Here is a 16,334-nt window from a genome sequence, read left to right as displayed (position 1 = left end):
CCACTCCCGCGTCAGGAGTCGCTCCTGTCGCGGGTGAAAAAAGCGCGAATCGCTACGAATAGGATCACGCTCAGCAGCAGGCTGAACGGGATGGCGATCAGGGAAACGGCGGGCACAATCATCTCGGCGGCCACGGGAACTCCAAGCATGAACTAGGTGCAGGGGAGGCTTACCTTCCGGCAAGAATGTCGCCTTGTCAACGCTTCAGCGCAGCCGCCTGACCACTTCGACATCGGCCAGCCAGGGCAGGTCGCCGGCCTCGTGGACCAGCTGTTGGGTCAGCTCCCGTCCGTCCGATGGGCCCCATTGGTCGTCGACCCAGATTTCCACGTAGATCCGCCCCTCGAGATAGTGCAGCCGATACGCCTCGATATGCGGCCAGACTGGCAGGTCGGACCAACGCTCGGCCAGCGTCCGGTTCACCTCCGGGCGCAGCGGCAGGCCGGGAAACCGGCTGGGATCGCCTTCGCCGGCGTCGTCCTCAGGGTCGATATGAAAGGTGACGTCGCTCAGGGCGGGGTAGGCTCGGCGTAACCGGCGACTGACTTCGTTGCCGATCTCGTGGGCCTCGGAGACGCTGATACGCGCTCCCACCACCACGTGGAGATCGACCATGGCGTGGCCCGCCGACTGCCGGGTGCGCAGATCGTGCACACCCTCCACGCCGGGAACGTCGAGCGCCACCTGGTGCATCTTCTGCTGGGCGTCGGCCGGCAGGGCGGTGTCGACCAGCTCGCGGGCCGACTCCCACAGCAGGTCCCAGCCCACCTTGCCCACCAGCAGGCCGACGATGACGGCAGCCACGGCATCGAGCCAGCCGGCGCCGAACTGGGCGCCGACCAGTGCCACCAGCACCACCGCGGTGGAGAGCACGTCCGAGCGTGAGTGCCAGGCATTCGCCTCGAGCAGCTTCGATCCGACTCGCTTGGCGATGCGCATGGTGTAGTGGAACAGCAGCTCCTTGCTGAGCAAGGCGGCGAGGGCCAGCAGCATGGCCCAGATTCCCGGGGCGGCGATCTGGGTGCCCGCCAGCAGCCGCTGCAGGCTCGACCAGGCGATGGCCCCGGCCACGAAGATCAGCACGCTGCCCAGCAGCAGGGTGGCCAGGGTCTCGATGCGGCCGTGGCCGTAGTGGTGGTCGTGATCGGGGCCCTGGCGGCCATAGTGGGTGGCGGCCAGCACGAAACCGTCGGTGACCAGATCGGAGAAGGAGTGGATGCCGTCGGCCACCAGCGCCGCCGATCCCACCAGGGTGCCGACGATCACCTTGGCCACCCCCAGCACCCCGTCCAGCCAGGCGGCGATGTAGGTCGCGCGCTTGGCCTCGCGGGTATGGCGGGCATGCTGCTCTAGGCGGTCGGGTTTGGCGCCGCTGGGCCGGGCGGGGTCTTCGGCGATCATGGCATGTTCAGTCCCTTTGCACTGCCGTGATTCTCGCACTTCCCTCCGGCCTGTTGAAGGCAGGAGTGCCCCCGGCTTGCCATGCAGAGGGCCGTGGCGGACAAGCGCCGATGAGGCGTGTATCCTCTGCGCGTTACGTCGCCCCTGCCGTTGCCCCGTGGCAGGCCGGGGCATGGCTCGCTACTGTCGAGGAATCGCCCAATGGATTGGCTGCAGGTCGTCGTTCTTTCCATCGTACAGGGGCTGACCGAGTTCTGCCGATCTCCAGTTCCGCCCACCTGATTCTGGTGCCGGTGCTCACCGACTGGGAGGATCAGGGGCTGGCCTTCGACGTGGCGCTGCACCTGGGCAGCCTGACCGCGGTGGTGCTCTATTTCCGCCACGAGCTGGCGCGCATGACCGTCAGCTGGATCGACTCCTTGAGGTCGGGAGCCTGGCGCCGGGGGGCGAAGACCCCGATGCCCGCCTCGCCTGGTGGGTGCTGCTGGCCACCCTGCCGGTCTGTGTGATCGGCTTCGCCTTTCGCGATCAGGTGGCGCTGGGCATGCGCTCGCCGGTGCTTATCGGCGTCAGCCTGATCGGCTTCGGCCTGCTGCTGGGCTACGCCGACTGGCGCCGGCGCAGCGGACGAAGCGAGTATCAGCTGACCCTGAAGGATGCCCTGGTGATCGGCGGTGCCCAGGCGCTGGCGCTGATTCCCGGCACCTCCCGCTCGGGCATCACCATCACCGCGGCGCTGCTGCTGGGCATGAGCCGGGAGGGGGCGGCACGCTTCTCCTTTCTGCTGTCGATTCCGGTGATCCTCCTGGCCGGCGGGCTGGAGGTGATTGGCCTGATTCGAGACCCGGCGCCCCTCGACCTGCCGGCGCTCATGGTGGGCACCCTGCTGGCGGGGATCAGCGCCTATCTGTGCATTCATTATTTCCTGGTCGCCATCAAGCGGATCGGGATGCAGCCTTTCGTGGTCTACCGCATCGTTCTCGGGCTGTGGCTGCTGTGGGTATTCTGGTAGCCGCGCTCGCCATTCTTCGAGGGAGTCTCGCTCATGTTCCGTTCTTTGCCCCTTGTGTTGCTGGCCAGCCTGGCCGTCGCCCCGCTGCTGGCCGGCTGCTCCGAAAGCGACCGCCCCCTGGACTCGCCGGTGCGTCTCGAAGGGGCGATCTTCGGCTCCTTCTACCAGGTCTCCATTGCCGACCCGCTGACCCAGGGCGAGGCCCAGCGCCTGGAGGCGGGGATTCTGGAGACCCTGGAGAGCGTCGATGCGGCCATGTCCATCTATAGAGACGATGCCGAGCTGATGGCCTTCAACCAGGCGCCGCTGGGGGAGTGGCAGCCGCTTTCCGATGAGCTGGTGGAAGTCCTGGCGATCAGTCAGGCGGTGGCCGAGGCCAGCGACGGCGCCTTTGACGTCACCATCGGCGCGCTGGTCAACCTCTGGAGCTTCGGCTCCGAGGGCCGCCCCCGGGAGGTGCCGGACCCGGCGCTGATTGCCGAGCAGCTGGAGACGGTGGGGCCCGACAGCATCGAGGTCGACGTCGAGGGGCTGCAGGCGCGGCGCCTGCGCGACGTCTTCGTCGACCTCGGCGGCGTGGCCAAGGGGCACGGCACCGACCGGGTGGCGGCCTACCTCAACGGCGAGGGGATCGAGCACTACCTGGTCAACCTGGGTGGGGACCTGATCACCCGCGGCTACCGGGATACCGAGGAGCAGCCGTGGCGCATCGGCATCGAGGCACCGATGGATGACCGCCAGCAGGCGCAGCATATCCTGCCGCTGGAGGCTATCTCCCTGGCCACCTCCGGCGACTACCGCAACTACTTCGAGGAGGAGGGCCGGCGCTACTCCCACACCATCGACCCGCGCAGCGGCCAGCCCATCGACCACCGCCTGGCCTCGGTGAGCGTGTTCCATCCCTCCAATGCCTGGGCCGACGCCTGGGCCACCGCGCTGATGGTGCTGGGCGACGAGGAGGGGGCCGAGCTTGCCCGGGAGCACGACCTCAAGGTGCTGATGCTGGTTCGCGAGGACGAGGGCTGGGCCAGCACGGTCAGTCCGGCCTTCGTGGACCACTTCGGCGAGGCGCTGGTGGAGGAGCTGGAACTGGAGATTCGCTAGGCCAGGTTGGCGTGAGTGAGCCGCTACACTGTAGCGGAGGAAAACAGGAAAATAGGCTCATCGCAGACTGGCGTGAACTGGCTCTGTGGGAGGGAGCTTTAGCTCGCGAAGTAGCGTGTAGCGCTACCCCTGGGGCGCCTACGGCGCCTTCGCCCGGCAGAGCCGGCCTCCCACCTTGGAGCTTGCCAAACATGTTCACGCTAAAGTGCGATGAACCGGAAAACAGGCACAAGGAGTCATGATGAGCCTCGATGTGGTGATACTGGCGGCCGGGCAGGGCACGCGCATGCGCTCGGCGCTTCCCAAGGTACTGCACCCTCTGGCCGGTAAGCCGATGGTGCGCCATGTGATCGACACCGCCGGTGGGCTCAACGCCGACCGGCTGCACGTGGTGGTTGGCCATGGTGCCGATCGGGTCCGCCAGGCCCTCGACGACTGTGAAGTACGCTTCGCCCTGCAGGCCGAGCAGAAGGGCACCGGCCACGCGGTGGCCCAGACCCTGGAGGCGCTGGGCAACGGCAAGGTGCTGGTGCTCTACGGCGACGTGCCGCTGATCCTCCGTCAGACCCTCGAGGCGCTGCTGGCCGAGGTCGATGAGGAGCGCATGGCGCTGCTCACCGTGACTCTCGACGACCCCACCGGCTACGGGCGCATCCTGCGTAACGCCGAGGGCGAGGCCGTGGCCATCGTCGAGCACAAGGACGCCAGCGAGCATGAGCGCCAGGTGCGGGAGTGCAACACCGGTATCATGGCCATGACCGCGGCGCAGCTGCGCCGCTGGCTGCCCCAGCTGTCGGCGGACAATGCCCAGGGCGAGTACTACCTCACCGACGTGATCGCCATGGCCGCCGCCGAAGGGGTGGACATCGCCACCGCCCAGCCGGCCAGGCCGCTGGAGGTCGAAGGGGTCAACAACCGCGCCCAGATGGCCCGGCTCGAGCGTGCCTATCAGGGCGACCAGGCCAAACGGCTGATGGACGAGGGGGTGGCGCTGCTCGACCCGGGCCGGCTCGACGTGCGCGGCCGGCTGAGCTGCGGCCACGACGTGGAGATCGACGTGGGCTGCGTGTTCGAGGGCGAGGTGGAGCTGGGCGAAGGGGTTCGCATCGGCCCCTACTGCGTCATCCGCGACAGCCATATCGGCGCGGAGACGGTCATCGAAGCCCATAGCGTCATCGACGGCGCCGTGGTGGCCGGCCGCAACCGCATCGGCCCCTTCGCTCGGCTGCGGCCCGGCTCGCGTCTGGCGGTGGGCTCCAAGGTGGGCAACTTCGTCGAGACCAAGAATGTCGAGGTGGGCGAGGGCAGCAAGATCAATCACCTGAGCTACGTGGGCGATGCCCGGCTGGGGCGCGACGTCAACGTCGGCGCCGGCACCATCACCTGCAACTACGATGGCGCCAACAAGCATCGAACCGAGATCGGCGACGGCGCCTTCATTGGTTCCAACACCGCCCTGGTGGCGCCGCTTCGCGTCGGCCAGGGGCCACCGTCGGCGCCGGGTCGACCATCAGCAAGGACGTGCCCGACCACGCCCTGGCGGTGTCCCGCGGCCGGCAGATCGGCAAGGCCGACTGGCCGCGTCCTACCAAGACAAGCGATCACTGACGCCGGAGCTCAGCAAGGAGATAGCGCATGTGTGGAATCGTCGGTGCCGTTGCCCAGCGCAACGTCCAGGGTATCCTGCTCGAGGGGCTCAAGCGGTTGGAGTACCGCGGCTATGACTCGGCCGGAATGGCGGTGCTGGCGCCGGAAGGCAAGCTTCAGCGCAGCCGGGCGGCGGGCAAGGTGGCCGCCCTGGAGGCCCGGCTGGATGATACACCGCTGGCCGGTCGCTGCGGCATTGCCCATACCCGCTGGGCCACCCATGGCCGGCCCAGCGAGGCCAACGCCCATCCGCATCAGTCCGGCGAGCGGCTGGCGGTGGTGCACAACGGCATCATCGAGAACCACGAGGCGCTGCGCCGGGAGCTCCAGGCGGCGGGCTACGCCTTCGCCTCCGAGACCGACACCGAGGTGATCGCCCATCTGGTGGCGCGGGAATACCGCGAGGCCGGGAATCTGCTGGGTGCCGTCCGGGCGGCGCTGGCCAGGCTCGAGGGGGCCTATGCCCTGGCGGTGATTCACGCCGACGAGCCGGGCGTGATCGTCGGTGCCCGCAAGGGCAGCCCGCTGGTGGTCGGGGTGGGGATCGATGAGGCCTTCCTGGGGTCGGACCCGCTGGCGCTGCTGCAGGTCACCGACCGCTTCAGCTACCTGAAGGAGGGCGACGTGGTACGGCTCTCCGGGGCGGGCCGCATCGAGACGTTCGATGCCGACGGCACCGGCGTCGAACGGGAGGTGCAAACCTTCGAGCATGGCGACGGCGCGGCCAGCAAGGGCGACTATCGCCACTTCATGCAGAAGGAGATCCATGAGCAGCCGGCGGTGATCGCCGCCACCCTGGAGGGGCGGCTGGGCGAGCGCAGCGCCCTGGTCGAAAGTTTCGGGCCTGACGCCGAGGCGCTGTTCGAGCGGGTACGGCAGATCCATATCGTCGCCTGCGGCACCAGCTACCACGCCGGCATGGTGGCGCGCTACTGGCTGGAGCGCTACGCGGGGGTGCCGGTGCAGGTGGAGGTCGCCTCGGAGTACCGCTACCGCCGGGTGGTGGTGCCGGAGGACACCCTGTTCGTGACGCTCTCCCAGTCCGGCGAGACCGCCGACACCCTGGCGGCACTGCGCTTCGCCCGGGAGCGCGGCTATCTGGCCAGCCTGGCGATCTGCAACGTGCCGGGCAGCTCACTGGTGCGCGAATCCGATCTGGCCCTGATGACCCAGGCCGGCCCCGAGATCGGCGTGGCCTCCACCAAGGCCTTCACCACCCAGCTCACCGCGCTGATGCTGCTGACCCTGGCGCTGGGGCGTGTCAAGGGGCTGGAGGCCGAGACCCAGGCCGAGGTGGTGGCCGCGCTGCGGGCGCTGCCTAGGCAGGTCAGTCGGGTGCTGGCACTGGATGGCGAGATCGAGGCGCTCTCGGCGGCCTTCGCCGAGAAGCACCACGCCCTCTTCCTGGGGCGCGGGCGCACTTCCCCATCGCCCTGGAGGGGGCGCTCAAGCTCAAGGAGATCTCCTACATTCACGCCGAGGCCTATCCCGCGGGTGAGCTCAAGCACGGTCCCCTGGCGCTGGTGGACAGCGAGATGCCGGTCATTTCCGTTGCCCCCAACGACGAGCTGCTCGACAAGCTCAAGTCCAACCTGCAGGAGGTCAGGGCCCGCGGCGGCGAGCTCTTCGTGTTTGCCGACGAGCAGGTGGGCTTGGAGGAGGCGGCGGGCATTCGCGTGCTGCGCCTGCCCCATGTGCACGAGGCGCTGGCGCCGATTCTCTACACCCTGCCGCTGCAGCTGCTCAGCTACCACGTGGCTGTGCTCAAGGGCACCGACGTGGACCAGCCGCGCAACTTGGCGAAGAGCGTGACAGTGGAGTGACGCCGCCTGATGCCGCGCCGCGCCTGCATCTCGGCTTGCCCATGTGGGCCAACGCCGAATGGCGCGGCGGCTTCTATCCGCCCCATGGCGGCGGCCTCGAGGAGTATGCTCGGGTGTTCGGCGCGGTGGAGGGCAATACCACTTTCTACAGCGGAGCGCCGCGGGCCGGCACGGTGGCCGCCTGGGCGCGTCAGGTGCCGCCCGGATTTCGCTTCTGCTTCAAGCTCCCGGCCGTGCTGACCCACGAGAGACGCTTGGCCGGCATCGAGGCCGAGTTCGATGCCTTTGTCGAGGCGCTGGCGCCGCTCTGGGACCGCCTCGGGCCGCTGATGGTGCAGCTGCCGCGGGATTTCGGTCCCGCCGAGCTGCCGCGGCTGGCGGCCCTGCTGGGGCGCTGGCCGGCGGGGCTGCCCTGCGCCGTGGAGCCGCGCCACCCGGCGTTTTTCCACAAGGGGAGCGACGAAGTCGCCTTCAACCGATTGTTGATAAGTCACGGGGCCAACCGGGTCATGCTCGATGTGCGACCGCTCTTCGCCACGGCGGCCAACGGCCATCCCGGGCTGATGCAGGCCCAGAGAGAAAAGCCGAAACGCCCGTTACACGTGATTTCCACGGGCCCTAACCCGCTGATCCGCTTTATTGGTCACTTGGATTCGACGCTCAACGATGCCTACTTCACCCCCTGGGTGGAGCGTCTTGGCTTGTGGATAAAACAGGGGATAACCCCTTTTCTGTTTGTGCATACCGCGGACAATCGCCAGGCGCCGGAACTGGCGCGCCGTCTCCATGGTCGGCTGAAAACAGCCTGCGATCTGCCGCCGCTGGGCGACTTCCCAGGCGAGCGTCAGGCGTCGCTTTTCTGAGGCTGTAGCATTTTCTTGACGCTTACCTGTTACCGGTGCCGGGATGCGACGAAATCGTCGCCCGCTCGGCTGGCCACCAAGCGTATGATCGGATAGATTTGCCGTCTTCTGGGCAAAAACCTATCGTTTCTTGCTTTGTTTTTTGCTCTATGGCACATCAACAACCAGATACACAACAACAGGTGATTCATGTCAAAACTCGTCCACGCGCAGTGGTCATCGAAGATGACCTTCGTGCTCGCTGCGGCCGGCTCCGCGGTCGGGCTGGGCAATATCTGGCGCTTCTCCTACATGGTCGGCGACAGCGGCGGCGCCGCCTTCGTGCTGGTCTACCTGGCCTGCGTGGCGGTGGTGGGCCTGCCGGTGCTGGTCGCCGAGTGGCTGATCGGTCGCCGTGGCCAGAAGAACCCTATCAATGCCATGTCCGAGCTAGCCCACAAGAGCGGCCAGACCAAGGCCTGGGCGCTGGTGGGCGTCAGCGGGGTGCTGGCGGCCTTCCTGATCCTCTCCTTCTATAGTGTGATCGGCGGCTGGTCGCTCTCCTATACCTTGAACTCGGTGACCGGGGCCTTCACCGGCCAGGATGCCGACGGCGTTGGCGCCATCTTCGGCGGCCTGCTCTCCAGCCCCGGGCTGCTGCTGATGTGGCACACCGCCTTCATGGCGCTGGTGATCTGGATCGTCGCCCAAGGGGTGACCAAGGGCCTGGAAGGGGCCGTACGTACCATGATGCCGGCGCTGGTGGTGCTGATGCTGGTGCTGGTCGGGTACGGCATGACCACCGGCCACTTCGGCGAGGCGCTGGCCTTCATGTTCCGCCCCGACTGGAGCGCCCTGACCGGCGGCGTGGTGCTGGCCGCCATGGGCCAGGCCTTCTTCACCCTGTCGCTGGGCATGGGCATCATGATGGCCTATGGCTCCTACCTGGGCGAGGACGTCAACCTGCTGGGCACCGCCCGTACGGTGATCATCCTGGATACCGCCATTGCCCTGCTGGCCGGCCTGGCGATCTTCCCCATCGTCTTCGCCAATGGCCTGAGTGCCGGCGAAGGGCCGGGGCTGATCTTCGTCACCCTGCCGCTGGCCTTCGGCAACATGACCGGCGGCACCCTACTCGGGCTGATGTTCTTCCTGCTGCTGACCTTCGCTGCCCTGACCTCGGCGATCTCGCTGCTCGAGCCGGTGGTGGAGTTCGTCGAAGAGCGCACCCCGATGACCCGCGTGGTGGCCACCGTGGCCGGCGGCGTGGCGGTCTGGGCGCTGGGCATTGCGGCCCTGATGTCATTCAACGTCTGGGACGTGCCGATCCTCTTCGGGCTCAACGTCTTCGATCTGCTGGATACCTTCACCAGCAAGTTCCTGTTGCCGCTGACCGGCCTCGGGGCGATCGTCTTCGTGGCCTGGGTGCTGGATCGTCAGAGCGTGGCCAGCGAGCTGAACCTCACCGGCGGCACCGAGCAGCTATGGGTAGTGGTGGCGCGCTACATCGCACCGCTGGGCATGCTGGTGGTGTTTATCAACAGCCTGCTGGGATAGTGCCCCGCACTCCGTCGCGCCGCCGCCCCGCTGGGGAAGCGAGGGCGCGACGGGGGCTTAGCCCGATACCGGGGTCGGGCGGTTAGCGTCTACTGTCGGCCGCCTTCGGGCGGCCGACGTCAATGCGTCTCGTCGTCGAGGCCGGCGAGCTCCCGCTCGAGCTGCTTGAACTCCTGATGCAGCTCGATGCCGCGCCGGGCGCGCAGATTGCGCTGGGCGGCGGTGCGGGAACGCTGCTCGTGTTCGGCGACGTTCATGCTCATGAAGATGTCGAGAAGTTCGCTCTTGACGGAGGATAAGCGTTCGACATTGCGCATGATCGACTCTCCCTTCGTATGGCTCTCTTCTTTTTCTTGCCAACCTTACTATACCCCACTTGACAGAAAGATGACGAAGTGGGTCGTTCCACGCTGTTTCGTCGACACTCCCTAGCGGGGGCGGGATGGGGCATACTGTCTGGGGTCAAGACGAGAATCGATGCTTAGCCAAGGAGTCCAGCGTGAGCCGCGCCCTGTTCGATGAGATGAGACGCCGCATGGAGCACTTCCGCCGCTCCGAGCAGAAGGTGGCGCGCTATGTGCTGCGTAACCCCGATGAAGTGATCCACATGCGCATCGTCGACCTGGCCACCGAGGCCAAGGTCAGCGAGCCCACGGTGGTCCGCTTCTGCCGGGCCCTGGGCTGCAACGGTTTCCAGGACTTCAAGCTCAAGCTGGCGCAGATGCTCGCCTCGGGCAGCCAGTTCGCCCAGTTCTCGATGAACGACGACGACTCCGTCGCCGAGTTTTCCCAGAGCATCTTCGACTCCACCGTCGGCACCCTGCTGTCGGTACGCGACCGGCTCGACAACGATGCCCTGGGGCGTGCGATCAACGCCCTGGCCATGGCCAACCGGGTCGAGTTCTACGGCTTCGGCGCCTCCGGCGCGGTGGCCTTCGACGCCCAGCACAAGTTTTTCCGCCTGCAGATCTCCACCGCCGCCTACGCCGACCCGCACATGCAGAACATGTCGGCGGTGACCCTGGGGGAGGGCGACGTGGTGGTGGCCATCTCCCAGACCGGGCGCACCCGGGCGCTGGTGGCCAGCGTGCGCCTGGCCCGCGAGGCCGGGGCCACGGTAATCGGCCTGTGCCCCAGTGGCTCGCCGCTCGCCGAGGAGGTGACCCTGCCGCTCTACATCGATGTCCACGAGGACACCGAGATCTATACCCCGATGAGCTCGCGTATCGCCCACCTGGTGCTGGTCGACGTGCTCGCCGTGGGCGTGGCCAAGACCCGCGGGCCCAAGCTCGCCGAGCAGCTCAAGGCGGTCAAGAAGAGCCTGACGCCGTTACGGTTTCCGGAGCAGGAGGGGAAGCCCTAGTCGTTCAGGTACGAGGTTTGAGGAGCAAGTGACAAGGAACCACATGGCCTTTGTCCAAGGGCAAGCGACAAGGTAACCCCTTGTGCCTTGCCCCGTGGCTCATCACACTACCCCTCGCCCCTCGCCCCTCGCCCCTCGCCCCTCGCCCCTCGCCCCTCGCCCCTCGCCCCTCGCCCCTCGCCCCTCGCCCCTCGCCCCTCGCCCCTCGCCCCTCGCCCCTCGCCCCTCGCCCCTGTGCTAAGCTGTGCGCTCATTTTTCGAGCGGCAGACCCCTTCCCATGGACGACGTCACGGCGATTCTCGATCAGTTGAACCCGGCCCAGCACGAGGCGGTGAGCGCCCCTCAGGGCAACATGCTGGTGCTGGCCGGCGCCGGCTCCGGCAAGACTCGGGTGCTGGTCCACCGCATCGCCTGGCTGATGCAGGTGGAGGGACTTTCGCCCTATGCGGTGCTCGCCGTGACCTTCACCAACAAGGCGGCCCGCGAGATGCGCACCCGCCTGGAGGCGCTGCTGGGCCTGTCGCTGCGCCACGTCTGGGTGGGCACCTTCCACTCCATCGCCCACCGCCTGCTGCGCACCCACTGGCAGGACGCCCGGCTGCCCCAGCACTTCCAGATCATCGACAGCGACGACCAGCTGCGGCTGATCAAGCGCCTCCTCAAGGACCACCGTATCGACGACGAGCGCTTCCCGCCGCGTCAGGTGCAGTCCTTTATCTCGGGCTGTAAGGAGGAGGGGCTGCGCCCCCACCAAGTGGACGCCCACGGCGACGCCTACCTGGGCCAGATGGTGGAGCTCTACGATCGCTACCAGCTCACCTGCGAGCGCGGCGGCCTGGTCGATTTCGGTGAGCTCTTGCTGCGCAGCCTGGAGCTCTTGCGGGACAATCCCGCCCTGCTGGCCCACTATCAGGAGCGCTTCGGCCATGTGCTGGTGGACGAGTTCCAGGACACCAACACCCTGCAGTACGCCTGGCTCAAGCTGCTCTCCGGCATGACCACGCCGATGACCGTAGTCGGCGATGACGACCAGTCGATCTACGGCTGGCGCGGCGCCCGGGTCGAGAACATCCGTCGCTTCGAGCGGGAGTTTCCCGATACCAGGACCGTGCGGCTGGAGCAGAACTACCGCTCCACCAGCGCCATTCTCGAGGCGGCCAACGCCTTGATTCGCCACAACAGCGAGCGGATGGGCAAGGAGCTGTGGACCGCCGGCGAGCGCGGCGAGCCGATCTCGGTCTATGCCGGCTTCAACGACCTGGACGAGGCGCGCTATATCGTCGACACCCTCAGGGAGAAGGTCGACGAGGGCGTCAACCGCCGCGAGATCGCCATCCTCTACCGCTCCAACGCCCAGTCCCGGGTGCTGGAGGAGATTCTGATCCGCCAGGGCGTGCCCTACCGCATCTACGGCGGCCAGCGCTTCTACGAGCGCCTCGAGATCAAGAATGCCCTGGCCTACCTGCGACTCTTGCTCAACCGCGACGATGACGCCTCCCTGGAGCGCATCATCAACGTGCCGGCCCGAGGCATCGGCACCCGCACCGTGGAGTTGCTGCGCGAGCGGGCGCGCCACGGCGGCGTGTCGCTGTGGCAGGCGCTGCACGACGGCCTGGCCGACGGCTCCCTCAAGGGGCGCGCCGGCACCGCGCTCAAGGCCTTCGCCGACCTGGTCGAGCGTCTCGACAACGAAACCGCCGGCATGGCGCTGCACGAGATCATCGAGCATACCCTGAGCGTCTCGGGGCTGATCGAGCATCACCGCAGCGAAAAAGGCGAGAAGGGCAGCCAGGCCAAGGGCGAGATGCGCGTCGAGAACCTCGAGGAGCTGGTCAACGCCGCCCGGGCCTTTACCCAGGGCGAGGCGCTGGACCCGCCCGAGGCGGGGGAGGGGGCGCGGCCCTGGAGACCTTCCTGGCGGAGGCGGCGCTCAACGCTGGCGACCACGAGGCCGACGAGTTCGAGGACTGCGTGCAGCTGATGACCCTGCACTCGGCCAAGGGGCTGGAGTTCCCGGTGGTGTTCGTCGCCGGCGTGGAAGAGGGGCTCTTTCCCCATCGAATGTCGCTGGAGGAGCCCGGCCGCCTGGAGGAAGAGCGCCGGCTCTGCTACGTGGGCCTGACCCGCGCCATGCGCAAGCTCTATCTCAGCTATGCCGAGATTCGCCGGCTGCACGGCAAGGAGACCTTCCAGCGGCCGTCGCGCTTCTTGCGCGAGCTGCCCGAGGAGTTCCTCGAGGAGGTGCGCCTGCGCGGCCAGATCAGCCGGCCGGTGACCGCCACCCGGCCCGCCGTAGGGCTGTCGCGACAGACCTCGGTGGACGGCGGCGACGACCTGCCGAGCCTGGCCCTTGGCCAGCGGGTCAGCCATCCGGTGTTCGGCGAGGGCGTGATCCTCAACGCCGAGGGCGAGGGACAGCGCGCCCGGGTGCAGGTCAGCTTCGAGGGGGAGGGCGACAAGTGGCTGGTGCTGGGGTTTGCCAAGCTCACCCCTCTATAGGGATACGCCGCTTAACTGCTGCGCTCGCGACGTAAATCGGCATATCCCCGGGTACGTTGACGTCTACGTCAAAAGGGCGACTTGCCGCTCAAATCGGCGCTGACGCATACTCCAGGGTGGACACACTGCGCCAAGCAGAGCGCAGACCAGAATAATCACCCTGGAGTCATGCCCGTTATGCAACGTCGCAAGTTTCTCAAAACCGCCGGCCTCGGTGCCGCCGGTGTCGCCGCCGCCCCCTTTATTTCTACCGCCAAGGCCCAGGAGACCATCACCTGGGACATGGTCACCTCCTGGCCGACCAATTTCCCTGCCCTGGGGACCGGTGCCAACGAGTTCGCCAAGCGCATCGAACAGCTCTCCAACGGCCGCATGCGCGTCCGTGTGCACGGCGCCGGCGAGCTGGTGCCCGCCATGGAGGTCTTCGACGCCGTCGCCGCCGGCACCGCCGAGATGGGCCACTCCGCCGCCTACTACTGGCGCGGCAAGGTGGCCGCCTCGCAGTTCTTCACCGCCGTGCCCTTCGGCATGAACACCACCGAGAAGAATGCCTGGCTCTACCACGGCGGCGGCCAAGAGCTGTGGGACGAGATCTACGCCAAGCACAACCTCAAGCCCTTCGCGGTGGGCAATACCGGGGCGCAGATGGCCGGCTGGTTCAAGCGCGAAATCAACTCGCTGGCCGACATGCAGGGTATCCGCCTGCGCCTGCCCGGGCTCGCCGGCGAGGCGATGAACGGGATCGGTGTGACCACGGTCAACATGCCCGGCGGCGAGATCTTCACCTCCATGCAGACCGGCGTGCTGGACGCTGCCGACTGGGTGGGGCCCTACAACGACATGGCCTTCGGCCTGCATCAGGTGGCCGACTACTACTACACCTCGGTGTGGAACGAGCCCACCGCGGTGCTGGAAGGGACCGTCAACCTGGACGCCTGGAACGCCCTGCCGGACGACCTCAAGGAGGTGGTGCGTGAGGCGGCCCGCGCCTCCAACCTGGCAATGATCAGCGAGTTCGCCTACCGCAACGCCCAGGCCCTGGAGACCCTGGTCGATGAGCACGGCGTGCAGTTGCGCACCTTCCCGGAGGACGTCATGGAGGCGCTCTTCGAATCCTCCCAGGAGGTGATTCAGGCGCAGGTCGAGCGCGACCCCGACTCGGCCAAGGTCTACGAGTCCTATCGGGCGTTCCAGCAGCTGGTGAGGCCGTTCAGCGATATCGGCGAGTATTCCTATCTTAAGGGGCGCGATAGCGTCGGGGCGTAGGAAGCCGCGATTTATTAGGTTCATCGCACTTTAGCGTGAACATGTTTGGCAGGTTTTATGGTGGGAGGCCGGCTCTGCCGGGCGAAGGCGCCGGAGGCGCCCCATGGGTAGCGCTGCGCGCTACTTCGCGAGCTGAAGTCGAGGCGTCGAACCGTCCCTCCCACATAGCCTGTTCACGCCAGTCTGCGAAGAACCATTTATTACGGCGCTCTCTTCGCTCGTGACATAAATCTCTGGCTTCCTGAAATTGATGATGAGGAAGTCAGATATCACTCCCGGTCTTTGCAGGGCTCAGCCCTGGCGCACCGCGCGGATGCGGCCGTTGTCGTCCAGCGCCACCATCACGAAGCGCGCCTCGGTGACCTTGAGCGTCTCGCCGCGATCGTGGGGTGGGCGGATCCACACCTCCACGTCGATCTTCACCGAGCTGTGGCCGATCTCGCGCACCGCGGTGTAGATATTGACCATCGAGCCCACGCGTACCGGGCACAGGAAGTCCATGGTCTCGATGGCCACGGTGGCGGTACGGCCGTGGGCCTCGCGGCCGGCGGCCAGCTCGGCGGCCTGGTCCATGTGGCTGACCAGCCAGCCACCGGGGATATCGCCGTAGAGGTTGGTGTCCTGGCGGGTGGCCAGCAGCTTGAGGGTCAGTTGACCCTGGGGGGCGGGCACATCGTCGAGATCGGTCATGGAATATCGTACGCTCGGCTTGTTGTTGTCGGCGGAAGACACGGTCGGCTGTCGATATTGCGGTGCAGCGCGCTCGGTTCGTGGCCATCTTATACGCCAACGTCGTTCATGCCAAAGTCGCCCCGATGCCCAAGCCGGGGTGCCCAGGGGGCGAATCGCTTCGCCGGAGGAGGTCCATGACCCGATATCGCCGCATGCTCGCCGGGCTGGCGCTGGGCTTGATGCTCTGCCTGCAGGCGACTGGCGTGCGCGCCGAGGAGCCGGTGGGAACGCTGGGGGCGCAGGGGTCGGACACCCTGGCCGGGCTGATGCTGCGCTGGGGGAACAGCTCAGCGACCGCCACCCTGGCATTCGCCTGCAGCTGCAGGTCAGCGGCTCGGCCAGCGCGCCGCCGGCGTTGACCGCCGGCACCACGCGTCTGGGTCCCATGTCGCGGCCCATGACCGACGAAGAGCGCCAGGCCTTCTTGGACCGGCGCGGCTATCCGCCGCTGGCGCTGGAGGTGGCCCGAGACGCCCTGGCGGTGGTGGTGCATCGCCATCACCCCCTGGAGGCGCTGACGCTCTCCCAGGTCGATGCGATCTTCTCGCGCACCCGGCGCTGCGGGGCCGAGACGGCGATCACCCGCTGGGCGCAGCTCGGGCTCGAGGCGCCGGCGGGCCGCATCGCCCTGCACGGGCGTAACCTGGCCTCGGGCAGCTACGGGCTGTTTCGTCAGCGGGCACTGTGCGACGGCGAATACCGCCCGGGGCTTAACGAGCATCCCGGCTCGGCCGCGGTGGTGGCGGCGGTCGGTGAGAGCCGCGCGGCCATCGGCTATGCCGGCCTCAACCACCTGATGCCGGCCGTCAAGCCGCTGGCCCTGGTGGACGCCCATGGCCGGCGCCACCGGCCGACGCCCGGGCCGGTGCGACGCGGCGACTATCCGCTGACGCGCTCGCTCTATCTCTATCTCAATCTGCCTCCCGGCGAGACGCTGCCGGGCCCCGAGCGCGCCTTCCTCGAGCTGGTGCTATCGCCGCAGGGCCAGGCCACGGTGGCAGAGCTGGGCTTCGTCGCCCTGTCCGACGAGGCGCTCGACCGGCAGCGTCGGCGCCTGGGGCTCGGGGCTTCGCCCCCGTGAGGCTGT

General features: G+C 67.4%; 11 protein-coding genes and 4 pseudogenes. 11 read left to right on the top strand and 4 right to left on the bottom strand.

All coding sequences use genetic code 11. The annotated features are described in order from the left end of the window. Positions 1 to 11: 11 nt before the first annotated feature. Both ACSJDS_RS01885 and ACSJDS_RS01880 read right to left on the bottom strand, forming a co-directional pair. Entirely contained in the window at positions 12 to 134 is a 123-nt protein-coding gene (locus tag ACSJDS_RS01885; RefSeq protein ID WP_473031877.1) for a hypothetical protein, read from the bottom strand. A 70-nt stretch (positions 135 to 204) separates the two neighbouring features. Further along, on the bottom strand, positions 205 to 1,401 hold the full coding sequence (locus ACSJDS_RS01880; RefSeq protein ID WP_473031876.1) for a cation diffusion facilitator family transporter: 1,197 nt from the start codon (positions 1,399 to 1,401) through the stop codon (positions 205 to 207). 201 nt (positions 1,402 to 1,602) lie between these two features. Here ACSJDS_RS01880 and ACSJDS_RS01875 point away from each other — a divergent pair. The 6 genes and pseudogenes from ACSJDS_RS01875 (at position 1,603) to ACSJDS_RS01850 (ending at position 9,386) form a co-directional block, all read left to right on the top strand. Further along, positions 1,603 to 2,413: pseudogene (locus ACSJDS_RS01875) on the top strand (undecaprenyl-diphosphate phosphatase). Positions 2,414 to 2,446: 33 nt separating this feature from the next. Next, positions 2,447 to 3,517: an FAD:protein FMN transferase gene (locus tag ACSJDS_RS01870; protein WP_473031875.1), complete on the top strand. Its 1,071-nt coding sequence runs from the start codon at positions 2,447 to 2,449 to the stop codon at positions 3,515 to 3,517. Between the two features lie 238 nt (positions 3,518 to 3,755). Beyond that, positions 3,756 to 5,125, top strand: a pseudogene (gene glmU, locus ACSJDS_RS01865) (bifunctional UDP-N-acetylglucosamine diphosphorylase/glucosamine-1-phosphate N-acetyltransferase GlmU). Between the two features lie 27 nt (positions 5,126 to 5,152). Next, positions 5,153 to 6,987: pseudogene (gene glmS, locus ACSJDS_RS01860) on the top strand (glutamine--fructose-6-phosphate transaminase (isomerizing)). Positions 6,988 to 7,028: 41 nt separating this feature from the next. Beyond that, positions 7,029 to 7,850 (top strand): DUF72 domain-containing protein, encoded by an 822-nt coding sequence (locus ACSJDS_RS01855; protein ID WP_473034952.1) that lies wholly within the window; start codon positions 7,029 to 7,031, stop codon positions 7,848 to 7,850. Between the two features lie 189 nt (positions 7,851 to 8,039). Then, positions 8,040 to 9,386, top strand: a complete 1,347-nt coding sequence (locus ACSJDS_RS01850) for a sodium-dependent transporter (RefSeq protein ID WP_473031874.1) — start codon at positions 8,040 to 8,042, stop codon at positions 9,384 to 9,386. A gap of 119 nt (positions 9,387 to 9,505) precedes the next feature. On the opposite strand, the gene ACSJDS_RS01845 is transcribed toward ACSJDS_RS01850, so the two are convergent. Next, positions 9,506 to 9,703, bottom strand: a complete 198-nt coding sequence (locus ACSJDS_RS01845) for a PA3496 family putative envelope integrity protein (RefSeq protein WP_473031873.1) — start codon at positions 9,701 to 9,703, stop codon at positions 9,506 to 9,508. Positions 9,704 to 9,885: 182 nt separating this feature from the next. Between ACSJDS_RS01845 and hexR the strand changes: the two genes are divergently transcribed. From hexR to ACSJDS_RS01830, 3 genes and pseudogenes are all read left to right on the top strand, one after another. Beyond that, the gene (gene hexR / locus ACSJDS_RS01840; protein WP_473031872.1) at positions 9,886 to 10,749 is read left to right on the top strand and encodes a transcriptional regulator HexR; all 864 of its coding nucleotides are present in this window, start codon (positions 9,886 to 9,888) and stop codon (positions 10,747 to 10,749) included. A gap of 278 nt (positions 10,750 to 11,027) precedes the next feature. Then, positions 11,028 to 13,249, top strand: a pseudogene (gene uvrD, locus ACSJDS_RS01835) (DNA helicase II). A gap of 177 nt (positions 13,250 to 13,426) precedes the next feature. Continuing rightward, positions 13,427 to 14,515, top strand: a complete 1,089-nt coding sequence (locus ACSJDS_RS01830; protein ID WP_473031871.1) for a TRAP transporter substrate-binding protein — start codon at positions 13,427 to 13,429, stop codon at positions 14,513 to 14,515. Between the two features lie 291 nt (positions 14,516 to 14,806). On the opposite strand, the gene ACSJDS_RS01825 is transcribed toward ACSJDS_RS01830, so the two are convergent. Next, a complete protein-coding gene (locus tag ACSJDS_RS01825; RefSeq protein ID WP_473031870.1) occupies positions 14,807 to 15,205 on the bottom strand; it encodes an acyl-CoA thioesterase in 399 nt (132 codons plus the stop codon). Between the two features lie 176 nt (positions 15,206 to 15,381). Between ACSJDS_RS01825 and ACSJDS_RS01820 the strand changes: the two genes are divergently transcribed. Continuing rightward, on the top strand, positions 15,382 to 15,606 hold the full coding sequence (locus ACSJDS_RS01820) for a hypothetical protein (RefSeq protein WP_473035097.1): 225 nt from the start codon (positions 15,382 to 15,384) through the stop codon (positions 15,604 to 15,606). Then, on the top strand, positions 15,522 to 16,328 hold the full coding sequence (locus ACSJDS_RS01815; protein WP_473034951.1) for a phosphate ABC transporter substrate-binding protein: 807 nt from the start codon (positions 15,522 to 15,524) through the stop codon (positions 16,326 to 16,328). Before ACSJDS_RS01820 ends, ACSJDS_RS01815 begins: the two co-directional genes overlap by 85 nt. Positions 16,329 to 16,334 lie beyond the last annotated feature (6 nt).

It is taken from the genome of Halomonas sp. SL18_1 (genome assembly GCF_055755715.1).
The sequence above is the reverse complement of the archived record's forward strand: the minus strand, read 5'-3'. Positions and strand labels throughout refer to the sequence as shown.